This is a genomic window from Paenibacillus liaoningensis (assembly GCF_059609455.1).
In genome coordinates this window covers 143,928-155,970 of record NZ_JCAALU010000008.1, presented here as the reverse complement: position 1 = coordinate 155,970, position 12,043 = coordinate 143,928, and the positions used below count along the sequence as shown (strand labels likewise).

General features: G+C 47.1%; 12 protein-coding genes. All 12 read right to left on the bottom strand.

The window, feature by feature from the left end; genetic code table 11:
• Position 1 precedes the first annotated feature (1 nt).
• From AC6B99_RS13650 to AC6B99_RS13595, 12 genes are read right to left on the bottom strand one after another with little or no spacing between them, the layout of a single operon-like run.
• On the bottom strand, positions 2-463 hold the full coding sequence (locus AC6B99_RS13650) for a chemotaxis protein CheW (protein ID WP_056038192.1): 462 nt from the start codon (positions 461-463) through the stop codon (positions 2-4).
• Between the two features lie 12 nt (positions 464-475).
• Positions 476-2,569 carry a chemotaxis protein CheW gene (locus AC6B99_RS13645; protein ID WP_494863952.1) on the bottom strand — a complete coding sequence of 698 codons (2,094 nt, stop codon included), beginning with the start codon at positions 2,567-2,569 and terminating at the stop codon, positions 476-478.
• A 40-nt stretch (positions 2,570-2,609) separates the two neighbouring features.
• Positions 2,610-3,899, bottom strand: coding sequence for a protein-glutamate methylesterase/protein-glutamine glutaminase (locus AC6B99_RS13640; RefSeq protein ID WP_496663541.1), 1,290 nt, complete (start codon positions 3,897-3,899; stop codon positions 2,610-2,612).
• 26 nt (positions 3,900-3,925) lie between these two features.
• Positions 3,926-4,798 (bottom strand): P-loop NTPase, encoded by an 873-nt coding sequence (locus tag AC6B99_RS13635; protein WP_494863954.1) that lies wholly within the window; start codon positions 4,796-4,798, stop codon positions 3,926-3,928.
• Complete coding sequence (gene flhF, locus AC6B99_RS13630) at positions 4,791-6,017, bottom strand: flagellar biosynthesis GTPase FlhF (RefSeq protein ID WP_056038204.1); 1,227 nt, start codon at positions 6,015-6,017, stop codon at positions 4,791-4,793. Before flhF ends, AC6B99_RS13635 begins: the two co-directional genes overlap by 8 nt.
• Positions 6,014-8,047, bottom strand: a complete 2,034-nt coding sequence (flhA, locus tag AC6B99_RS13625; protein WP_056038208.1) for a flagellar biosynthesis protein FlhA — start codon at positions 8,045-8,047, stop codon at positions 6,014-6,016. The genes flhF and flhA overlap by 4 nt, the downstream gene beginning before the upstream one ends.
• 21 nt (positions 8,048-8,068) lie before the next feature.
• Entirely contained in the window at positions 8,069-9,160 is a 1,092-nt protein-coding gene (gene flhB / locus AC6B99_RS13620) for a flagellar biosynthesis protein FlhB (protein WP_099521829.1), read from the bottom strand.
• A gap of 20 nt (positions 9,161-9,180) precedes the next feature.
• On the bottom strand, positions 9,181-9,969 hold the full coding sequence (gene fliR / locus AC6B99_RS13615; protein WP_494863956.1) for a flagellar biosynthetic protein FliR: 789 nt from the start codon (positions 9,967-9,969) through the stop codon (positions 9,181-9,183).
• A 15-nt stretch (positions 9,970-9,984) separates the two neighbouring features.
• On the bottom strand, positions 9,985-10,254 hold the full coding sequence (gene fliQ / locus AC6B99_RS13610; RefSeq protein ID WP_056038213.1) for a flagellar biosynthesis protein FliQ: 270 nt from the start codon (positions 10,252-10,254) through the stop codon (positions 9,985-9,987).
• 23 nt (positions 10,255-10,277) lie between these two features.
• Positions 10,278-11,033, bottom strand: coding sequence for a flagellar type III secretion system pore protein FliP (fliP, locus tag AC6B99_RS13605; protein ID WP_099520668.1), 756 nt, complete (start codon positions 11,031-11,033; stop codon positions 10,278-10,280).
• Positions 11,023-11,655 carry a flagellar biosynthetic protein FliO gene (locus AC6B99_RS13600; RefSeq protein ID WP_099520669.1) on the bottom strand — a complete coding sequence of 211 codons (633 nt, stop codon included), beginning with the start codon at positions 11,653-11,655 and terminating at the stop codon, positions 11,023-11,025. Before AC6B99_RS13600 ends, fliP begins: the two co-directional genes overlap by 11 nt.
• Before the next feature lie 12 nt (positions 11,656-11,667).
• On the bottom strand, positions 11,668-12,030 hold the full coding sequence (locus AC6B99_RS13595) for a response regulator (RefSeq protein WP_046230724.1): 363 nt from the start codon (positions 12,028-12,030) through the stop codon (positions 11,668-11,670).
• Between the last annotated feature and the right edge of the window lie 13 nt (positions 12,031-12,043).

Here is a 12,043-nt window from a genome sequence, read left to right as displayed (position 1 = left end):
TCTATCCCTCCAGTTGCATGAGCTGTTCGATCTCGTTTTTATTCAGCACCTCAACTAGATTTAGCATAATAAGCAGTCTGCTGTCCCCGAGCTTGGCAATACCGTGCAAGTACTTCGCTTTAACGCCGCCTACGATTTCTGGTGGAGAATCGATGTTGTCCGTATCGATATCTATGACATCATTCGCGGAATCGACAATAAATCCTACTTCAAGATCATCTACCGCTACTACTATAATTCGCGAATTATCTGTAGGTTCCTGCTCAGGTAGGCCAAAACGCCCACGAAGATCGACAACCGGCACGACAACACCGCGCAAATTCATAACGCCTTTAATAAAAGCGGCTGTTTTAGGCACGCGGGTAATCGGCGACATCCGCTCTATTGTTCTAACTTTATCTACTTCAATACCGTATTCCTCATCAGCTAGCGCAAAAACAATGACCTTCAATTCTTCTCCCATTGTGAAAACCTCCTATTTGATTAATGCGTTAGGATCAATAATTAATGCGACCTGGCCGTCACCTAAAATCGTCGCTCCAGAAATCGCCTCGATATTGGTCAAATATTTGCCAAGCGTTTTGAGCACGATCTCGTTTTGGCCGATAAACTCATCGACGGTGACTGCCGCCCATTTTTCTCCCTTGCGCACCACTACAATTTCGGTTTCTTCCTCGGCGCTATCATTAAAGTCAGGTGTCTCAAGCACACGACTCAGCGATACAAGAGGAATAACGGTATTGCGGAATTCAATCATTAAATTGCCATGAACGTTCAAAATTTGCGATCTGCGGATAATGCTGGTCTCCACAATGGAGGACAGCGGAATCGCATATTTTTCCGAGCCCAGCTTGATCAGCATCGCCGAAATAATCGACAGCGTCAGCGGAAGCTGTACCGAGAATTTCGTTCCTCTGCCAAACACCGAGTCAATGGTAACATTTCCACCAAGCGACGTAATTTTGGAACGTACAACGTCCAGTCCTACACCGCGTCCGGAAATATCCGATATTTTCTCAGCTGTACTAAAGCCTGCTGCAAAAATCAGCATATTGATTTCGTCGCTCGACAGCTTTTTCGCCTCATCTTCGGTAACGACGCCGTTTTTGATCGCCGTCTTCAGCACGCGCTCTTGGTTAATGCCGCGTCCATCCTCTTCCACTTCAATAAAAACATGGTTGCCGCTGTGGTAAGCGCGCAGGAAAATGGTACCTACTTCTGACTTGCCTGCCGCAATCCGTTCTTCCACCGTCTCGATGCCATGATCGACAGAGTTGCGGAGCAAGTGAACGAGCGGATCGCCAATTTCATCAATAACGGTACGGTCAAGCTCTGTATCCGCTCCAGTAATGACCAAATCGATTTTTTTATCAAGCGACTTCGCCAAATCGCGAATCATGCGAGGGAAACGGTTGAATACCGAATCGACGGGAACCATGCGCAGCTTGAGTACGATATTTTGCAAATCTGTGCTGACACGCGTCATATGCTCAACCGTCTCAGTCAAGTCATTGCGTTTAATTTCGCTTGAAAGCTGCTCTAGTCGAACGCGATCAATGAGCAGCTCACTGAACAGATTCATCAGCGTATCCAAACGGTCGATATCAACGCGAATCGTCCGATTAACCGCCGCTGGCGCTGCTTGAGCAGGCGAATCTTTACGAGGCGCAACCGCTGCGGGAGCCTTGGCTGCCTCTTCTTTTTTCTCGACGACTGCAATTGCTGCTGCAACCTCTTCCTTCGCTTTCTTCACCTCAGCCTCAGCTTGCTGATTCGCTGTTGGCGTGCTTAGCAGATGTAGCGATTCCTCATCCAGCAAAGTTATAACTGCCGTCTCCACTTCGGATACATTCATAATTTGCGTATGCAGTTCTTCCAGCTTCGTCTGTGTAATGGTAAATACAGTAAAGGAACGATCGAATTTTTCCTGTTCCAAATCCTGTACAGAAGGTTCCGATTTCACAATCTCTCCGTGTGCTTCCAGCAGGTTGAATACCATGTAGGCACGAACTGCTTTCAGCAAACAGTCCTCGCGAATCGTTACATGAATATGATAAGCCTGATGTCCGCTATCAATGGATTGCTTAATCACCGAAGTCTGGTACTCGTCCAGCAGCAAAATAGGCTTGTCCGCATTGGAAGAATCGCCTTCCGCTGCAGCCTTTTGATCCGGCACCGATAGTTTATGCTCTCCGCTAAAAATCGACTGCAAGGCGGCCACAATTGATGTCACATCCGCTTTACCAGTACCACCGTTAACGATATCCTGCACCATTGCCTCCAGCGCATCAAGACCCTTGAAAAGCGTATCAAATATAAAGCTGTCCATCTTGAGCTTGCTATTGCGAACAAGATCAAGCACATTTTCCATTTCATGTGTCAAGGCAGCCAGATCCTCATATCCCATCGTAGCCGACATGCCTTTCAAAGTATGAGCGGAGCGGAATATATTTTGAACAATTGATAGATCTTCCGGCTCGCCTTCCAGTCGCAATAAGTTTTCATTCAAGGTTTGAAGATGGTCGTTAGATTCGTCGATGAACATCGACAGATAGGCATTCATATCCATTGTATCGCACCTCCTGCTAGACTTGTGATTGCTTCAATCGTTATTTAAGTACACAGCTTTCAATACGTGCAGCGATTTGTTGCAGCGGGAGCACGGTCTTAACTGCCCCGCTTTCGTAGGCGCTGCGCGGCATGCCGTAAACGATGCAAGTTTCCTCCGCCTCGCCTATAGAAGTTACTGCACCGCTCTCAACAAGCTGTTTAAGACCTTTCGTACCATCGCTGCCCATTCCGGTCAGGATGACCGCGTGACGCTTCAGCTCCTTGAAAGGAACTAATGATTCATACATCACATCTACCGATGGACGATGCCCATTGCGCTGCGGCTGCTCTGTTAAATGAATATAATAACCGGAACTATCTTTGCCAAGCTCTAGATGATAGCCTCCGGGAGCAACATAGACAACGCCGGGATGAACCCGGTCGCCTTGAGCTGCTTCAACGACATGCAGCGCACTGAAGCTGTCGAGGCGCTGAGCGAGCGATTTCGTAAATTTCGGCGGCATATGCTGGACAACTAGGACAGGTGCGCCTAGATCGCCAGGCAAAGCGCTAATGACCGTATGCAAGGCACGCGGCCCTCCCGTTGAAGCTCCAATTGCAACAATGTGCTGAAACGAAGTAGACTTCGGCAGCTCTTTTTTCGGCGGAGCGGGAGTTTCCGTTTTTTTGCTCGCTATAATCGGCGGAGCAGTTGGCTTATATGTAGAGGAAGGCGCCACCGCTTTGACTGCCGCTGGTTGTTCCGGCTTTTTGTTCATGCTAGGCGGCTTTATTGGTGGCGTAATTTCCGGTTTCTTCTTCGCCATAGAAGGTGCAGCAAGCCGTGACGCTGCATTTGTTGTTGCTTCGGTTATTAGAGGCTTTTTAATATCTAGCGCCTTCACTTTTACCGGCGGGTCCATCTTCTCCTCAATGAATGAAGGCTTCCTCGCCAGTACAGCTGTTTTTAGCTTCTCTATTAATTGCTCGCCAACCTGGATAATATCATTCGTTGCAATGCCTGAAGGCTTGCGTATAAAGTCAAAAGCTCCAAACTGCAATGCTTTGATCGTATCCCTCGTGTTATCCTCACTAATGCCAGACAGCATAATGACAGGCGTCGGGTTTTGTTTCATAATCTTTTGCAAAGCCTCAAGTCCATTCATTTCAGGCATTTCCAGATCGAGCGTTACAACATCGGGCTTCCATTTCTCCACCGCTTTTACAGCTTCGGCACCATTGGTTGCAGTCGCTATTATTGAAAACATTGAATCCTTTAAAATTAAGTCACTAAAAATTTTTCTCATAAATGCAGAATCATCTACAATGAGTACACGATAAGGAGCCATCTTTTCCCCTCCCCTGATTAAAAGGACTATCTCGTTAGCTTGAATAATTTATGCAAGAATCCCTTTACACCGTTTTTAGCATCAGATTCCGGCCTCTTTATTTCTAGAAAACGAACTGCAATTTCATGCATAGCTTTCGATGCTTCACTGCTTGGATAAGCGATGGTGAAGGGAATCTGGCGTTTTACCGCCTTGCCTACATGAGCATCATCGGGTACGAGCCCGAGAAATGGCAAGGAGGCTTCTAGGAAGCGCTCGGCAGCCAAATTGATTTTATCTGCTGTCAATCGGCCTTCCCGCTTGCTGTCTGTCCGATTGACGATAAGTCTGAAATTCGGATGGATGCCCATTGCTTTTACCATTTTTATTAAGGCATATGCATCGGTTATAGAGGTCGGCTCTGGCGTCGTTACAACGATCGTTTCCTGTGCTGCGGCGATAAATTTCGCCGTTTCCTTGGAAAGTCCTGCACCAGTATCAAACACGATGACATCGTACAGCCCTTGAAGCTTTGAAACCTGCTCTGTGAACAAGGTCAGCTCTTTCTCTGACAGCTCCAGCAAATCTTTAATTCCCGATCCGCCTGCAATAAAATGCAGTCCTTCAGGCCCTTCCTGAACGACATCCCAGATCGTTTTGTCCTGCTTGAACAAATGGTATAAATGGTAGGAGGAGCGTACGCCCATCAGTATATCGATGTTCGCCATGCCAATATCAACATCAAAAACGAGAACCTTCTGACCAAGCTTCTGAAGCATCAGCGCAAAATTGAGACTAAAGTTGGACTTCCCAACACCGCCCTTGCCGCTGGTGACAGCTATAATGCGCGTTTCGCGCTTGCCGCCTTCGCTGCTGCTTGCCTTTACCATATGTCGCAGCGCTTCGGCTTGATCATTCATCGTCCGCTTCCCCCAGCAAATCATTCATATAAGCAGCAGCGTTAAAGCGATCAATGTCATCCGGCACCGTCTGCCCTCTTGCCACATAAGTCGGCGTTAAACCGAACTTCATCACAAGGTTAAAAATAGAGCCATACACCGCCGTTTCATCCTGCTTCGTAAACAACACCTTCTCGATGCCGTATTTCACAAAGTTTCCGGCTACTGACGTCATATCTTTCGTTTTGCCGGTAAGGCTCAGCACAAGCACCGTTTCATTGCGGTCATGCGATTGAAGCAGGCTGTTTACTTCTGATACATTTAGCTCATTGCGGAAGTTGCGGCCAGCCGTATCCATATAGATGAGCTCTCTATCTTCGAGCTGCTTGAATGCCTTCGGCAAATCCATAGGAGAAAAAACAACCTCCAGCGGAATGTTTAAAATATTAGCGTACGTTCTAAGCTGGTCAACGGCAGCAATTCGGTACGTATCTGATGTAATGAAGCCTACTTTTTTGTTATGCTTAATCGTTTGATTAGCCGCAAGCTTAGCAATCGTTGTCGTTTTGCCTACGCCCGTTGGACCAACAAAATGAACGATTCTGGCCTGCTCATCGATCATGCCCGCTGCATATGGGGCCATCCATTCGAGCAGCTGCCGTTTGGCAAGCTCCCATACTTGCGTACGTGTCAATGGCTCCCTTTGCTGCCCTTCCTGCTCAGAGATGATCGCCATAAGCTGGTCGATCCACTCCACTTCGAGCTCCTGCTCTTGAAGGCGGTCATGAAGGGCTTGTGCAGCTTCTGATAATGAGTTTCCCGCTTTTTGCGAAGACAGCTGCAGGAGGGATTGCTTAATCCCTTTAATTTCATCCATCAACTGATCGTTGACTGGAGAAGCCGCCGCAACTGGCGCAGGCCTTGCTGGCGGCTCAACCGTAGCTGTAGCAGCTGCGGTTGCTGCTGCGGCACGCTGCTGCTTCTGCATCGTCTCCGTAATAGCTGCCATTACGGCGCTGACATCATCGGGCGCCTTGCGCTTCTGCGGCGGATTTTCCGGAGCCGCCGCATTCGACTCAATAGCGGCAATAACTTCCATCTTCTTTTTACGGAACATGCCCATGAAGCCACCGACTTTGACTTCTTTCGTATTCAATATAACGGCATCTTTGCCAAGATCGCTTCGAATCATCGGCAGCGCTTCGGGAAGGGCATTGACTACATAACGTTTCACTCTCATAAATTCACCACCCCTACGCTCTGTACTTCAACGTTAGGTTCAAGCTCACTATAAGAGATGACCGGAACCTCCTGCATCGTCCGTTCCACAATCTGGCGCAAATACATGCGGATTGTAGGGGAAGTGAGCACAACAGGCTGCTGTCCGGACTGAATTTGCCGGGTCACTTGCTCATTCAGCTTGGAATAAATTTGTTGAGTGACGATCGGGTCAAGCGCAATGTAACTTCCCTGATCGGTCTGCTGTACGGACTCAGCGATTTTCTTCTCCATCGCCGGACCGACTGTAATCACTTTAAGCTTGTCTCCCGTTGCTGCAAACTGTTGGGTAATTTGCCTTGACAGCGCCTGTCTGACATATTCCGTCAGCACATCGGGATCTTTCGTGTAATGCCCGTGATCGGCCAACGTTTCAAAAATGGTCACCAGATCGCGGATCGAAACTTTTTCACGAAGCAGCTTGGCAAGCACTTTTTGCAAATCGCCAATGGATAGCACCGAAGGTATGAGATCGTCGATAAGCGCTGGATACGATTCCTTGACATTTTCAATAAGCGCCTTCGTCTCTTGACGGCCAAGCAATTCATGCGCATGACGCTTAATAATTTCTGTCAAATGCGTAGCGACAACCGAAGGCGGATCTACGACGGTATACCCCGACATTTCCGCTCTTTCCTTCATCTGCTCGTCAATCCAAATGGCTGGCAGCCCAAATGCCGGCTCTGTCGTTTCAATACCAAGTACCGATTCATCATCGAAGCCCGGGCTCATTGCTAAATAATGATTGAGCAGAAGCTCGCCTTTCGCAACGGTATTCCCTTTAATTTTAACGACGTATTCATTGGGTCTCAGTTGAATATTATCGCGGATCCGAATAACGGGAACGACAAGCCCCAGCTCAAGCGCGCATTGCCTTCTGATCATAATGATACGATCCAGCAAATCGCCGCCCTGCTGCGTGTCTGCCAGTGGAATCAGGCCGTAGCCAAATTCGAACTCGATTGGATCCACCTGCAGCAAGCCAATGACACTTTCCGGATTACGAACCTCTTCAATTTGCTGCTCTTCCACAAGCATCTCCTCTTGCTCCACTTGCTTCTCCTGCAGCTTTTTCATTCTCCATGCGCCAAATGCGAGCAGTGCCGCAAAAGGGAGCGTGCGCATAACGCCGATTGGCGAAACGAGACCAAGCAAAGCTATTGTTCCTGCAACTATGTATAAAAGATTAGGGTATTTAAACAACTGTGCTGTCAAATCCTGTGCCAGGTTGCCGTCCGATGCAGCTCTTGTAACGATTAAGCCTGCTGCTACCGAAATAAGCAATGCTGGAATTTGACTGACGAGGCCATCCCCGATGGTTAAAATCGAATACGTTTCGAGTGCCTCGGCAAATGGAAAACCATGTACCGCCATCCCGATTATAAATCCGCCAACCAGGTTAATAATGAGAATGATAATGGATGCAATCGCATCCCCTTTTACAAACTTGCTGGCACCATCCATAGCTCCGTAGAAATCTGCTTCTCTTTCAATCTTGGAACGCCGGTCCCGTGCCTGCTGCTCATTAATGAGTCCCGCATTTAAGTCGGCATCAATACTCATTTGCTTGCCGGGCATCGCATCGAGGGTAAACCTTGCTGCTACCTCGGCGACCCGCTCAGAACCCTTCGTAATAACGATGAACTGAACGACGACGAGAATAAGGAAGACGATAAACCCGATTGCGATTTGCCCGCCGCCCACCCATCTACCGAATGTTGCGACAACTTCCCCCGCTTCTGCATGCTGCAAAATGTTCCGGGTGGTTGAAATGTTGAGTGCTAATCGGAATAAGGTCGTAACAAGCAAAACTGCGGGAAAGATGGAAAACTCCAGCGCTTCCTTCGTATTCATCGCAATAAGCAATATCATTAAAGCGATGGAAATATTCAGAATAAGCAAAATATCCAGCAAAAGAATAGGGATGGGAATAACCATCATGAGCACGATGCCTATGATCCCGATTAACACGATAAGATCTTTTGGTTTCATGACGCTTCCTCCTCCCTTAAATTACGATGATTTGACACGGCCTTTCAGCTTGTAAACGTATGCGAGCACCTCCGCCACAGCCTGGAACAAATCTGCCGGTATGGCATCTCCGATTTCGGCGCGTTCGTATAATGCTCTGGCAAGCGGCTTATTTTCCATCGTAATAACGCCGTGCTCTTTGGCGATTTCCCTAATGCGCAGCGCCACATGATCCATGCCTTTGGCAATAATAACGGGCGCCTCCATATTAGAGGAATCATATTTCAAGGCGATTGCAAAGTGCGTCGGGTTGGTAATGACGACATCTGCATTCGGAATTTGCTGCATCATCCGCTGGATGGCCATTCTCCGCTGCTTTTCTCGGATACGGCCTTTAACGAGCGGATCACCCTCTGATTTCTTATGCTCGTCCTTAATGTCCTGCTTGGACATCTTCATGCTTTTCTCCTGCTCGTACTTCTGATACAAATAATCTGCAAAGGCGAGCACAACAAGCGCAGCACCAATTTTGATTCCCATGCTGACCGTCAGGCCAGCTGCAAAGGCGAAAATTTGCTCAACAGACAGGTCCGAAAGAGAAAGCAGCCGGCTCCAATCGCTTGCAATTGTCTGGTATACGAGCACTCCAATAATCAGCAGCTTCAGCAAGCTTTTAAGCATTTCAACAATAGAACGCATGGAGAAGATCTGTTTCAATCCTTGGAGCGGATTAAGCTTGCTGATCTTCATCTTAAGCGGTTCTCCTGTAAGCAAGAAGCCAAATTGCGCAACGTTACCGATAATGCCTACTAAAATAGCTACCGAAAATATAGGCAGTAAAAAAATGAGCATTTCGGTTACGAGCGTACCGAATAAGTTAAAAACATTTTCAGACGTAAGCTCCATAAGCAGCCAATTTTCGAAAATATCATCAAACATATTCATAATTCGCTGCTTGTAAAAGCCGCCAAACATCGCAAAGCCAGCAAACGTAAACAGCAAAATCAAGGAGCTGGGAAAGTCAGCCGATTTGGCTACCTGACCCTTCTTACGCGATTCCGAGCGTTTTTTGGGCGTCGCTTTCTCCGTCTTCTCTTGGCTGAACAGCTGCAGGTCGAGCTTTAAGCGGTACATTTGCACGATTACAGCCTCCTTTACCCGTCCGGCCCTTTGAAAATGGCGAATAGCTGCTCCAAGTTGTCAAACATGATGGCAATGAGCCGCTCATACAGACCAGTTAGCCCCGGCATAAGCAGTACGAGCAAAATCGTCCCGATAATAAGCTTAAGCGGTATCCCAATTACGAAAACATTGTATTGAGGCGCTGTTTTAGCTAAAAATGCCAGTCCGACATCCGTCAGAAACATGGCAATTACTAGTGGAGCTGCGACCTGTAAAGCTAGCAAAAACGTATTTCCAACGGCTTTCGTTAAAAACTCGCTAATGCTGCCACTGCTGATTCTCGCAAAAAAATCTCCAGCAAGCGGCATCCATTTGTAACTGTCCATTAGCCCTCGAAGCAAGTAGTGATGCCCGTTCAAGGAGAAAAAAATGACAATAAGCATCATGTATTTAAAATTACCTAGCAATGGAACGGAAGTACCCGTCAATGGATTGACGACGTTCGCCATCGCAAAACCAATTTGCAAATCCATTAATGCCCCTGCCGTCTGCACGACTACGAAAAACAAATACACCACGAAGCCGAATAGCAGGCCTATCAATATTTCCTGTACGACATAAAGCACGTAGCTGGCATCTGTCGCTACTGTCTGATTAATGCCGTACGTGAGATACACGATAAAAGAAATAAAAAAACTTAAACCGATTTTCGCAATATTCGGCATCATTTTCCCCGAAAACATCGGAGCTACGACGAAAAATGATGTAATTCGACAAAAAATCAACAAAAAAATAGGAAAACCTTGCTCGATAAGCTCCATCGCTGCGATTCACGCCTATCCGATATATTTATGCAGGTTGTTCAGCAGATTATAAGTGAAATCGACGATCGTATTTAGAATCCACGGCCCGAACAAAACAACGGATGCAAAAACCGCTACAATTTTCGGAACAAATGCTAAGGTTTGCTCTTGTATCTGGGTAGTCGCCTGAAAAATACTGACCAAGAGCCCAACAACGAGAGCAATAAGAAGCATTGGAGCACTGCTTTTTAGTACGGTAAATACAGCCTCGCTGGCCAGACCGATAATAAAATCGGCACTCATTGAACATCCCCCCTATACAGTCGTCAGGTATTGAAGCTTAATAACAAGGATTTGACTATCAAATACCAGCCATCTACCATGACGAACAGCAAGAGCTTGAACGGCAATGAAATCATTACTGGCGGAAGCATCATCATCCCCATCGCCATTAACGTACTGGATACAATCATATCAATAACGAGGAACGGTATGAATATAAGGAAGCCCATTTGAAAAGCTGTCTTGATTTCGCTAATTGCATACGCCGGAACCAAAACGGTCAGTGGGATATCCTCATAAGTTTTCGGCTTTTCAGTCTTCGTGTAATCCATAAACAGCTTTAAATCTTTCTCTCTCGTCTGCTTGAACATAAACGCCTTCATCGGTACAGACGCTTTCTCGAAAGCTGCTGTTTGGGAAATTTCCCCTTTCAAATATGGCTGCAAAGCTACCTCATTTACTTGAGAGAAGGTAGGGGCCATAATAAAAAAGGTTAAAAACATAGCAAGTCCGATTAGTACCTGGTTCGGTGGCATCATCTGCGTACCGAGCGATGTCCGAACGAAGCTAAGCACGATAATAATGCGTGTAAAGCTGGTCATCAATACTAGAATAGCAGGCGCTATGCTTAGCACGGTAATCAGCAGCAAAATTGATAACGCGCTCGGATCCGGCTGATCGCTGCCCGTGTTGCCAAAGTTAATTTCTACGTTCGGCAGCGGTTCAGCAAAAGCATGCGATTGAAATATTAAACCGGCTAACTGCACCGCAACAAGAGCTATCCACCATTTATTTTTCATGATCATCATTCAACCGTTCATTAGGGTTAGGGTCTTTGAGGAGTGCTTCGAGCTGCTGCTTGCGATCCGCCTGACGATTCATCTTGTCCTTAAGCACATTCTGAAACGAAGAAGCGTCGTTCCACTGTTCATCCTTCGGTTCCTGTTCGCCTGAGCCTTGACGAAAGCGTGATACCAAGCCCGTCAATGCACTCGGGGACCAGCCACCTTGCACTTGCCTCTCCATTGCCTCAATAATCGCCTCAGCTTGTTTTTCATCATCAATCTTGTCCAGCAGGGTAATGTTTTCTCCAACCCCTACAACATATAGACGGCCTGACAGCTCAACAACTTGAAGCGAATGATTTTGACCTAAGGAAATGCCCCCGAGCGAGCGAAGCGAACGATTTGTTCCTCCGAACGCCCGGTTGCGCCGCGAGAGCCATTTAATAACTACAATGATTAGTCCAATAATAAGGAGTAGAGAAAAAATAACCCATACTACACTGCCTGCCATGTTAGACGAACTAGTATATGGCAAATCAGGCTGGCTCGTCTGAACTGCTTCCGCTAAGGCGGCGGCAGGCAGAACGGCCATTCCTGAAAACAATAAAAGCGTTACACGAGCTTTAAGTTTGACCATCGCATACAACCGTTAGCCCAGCGTTTTCTTGATCGCTTCAATAACACGGTCCGCTTGGAAAGGTTTAACGATGAAATCTTTCGCTCCAGCTTGAATGGCGTCAATAACCATTGCTTGCTGTCCCATTGCAGAGCACATAATAACTTTTGCATTCGGGTCGATTTTTTTAACTTCTTTCAATGCTGCAATGCCGTCCATCTCAGGCATCGTGATATCCATCGTAATCAGGTCCGGCTTAAGCTCCTTGAATTTCTCCACCGCTTGTGCGCCATCAGGTGCTTCACCAACTACTTCGTAGCCGTTTTTGGATAAAATATCGCGGATCATCATGCGCATAAATGCTGCGTCGTCTACGATTAGAATACGGTTTGCCATCTTTTTTCTTCCT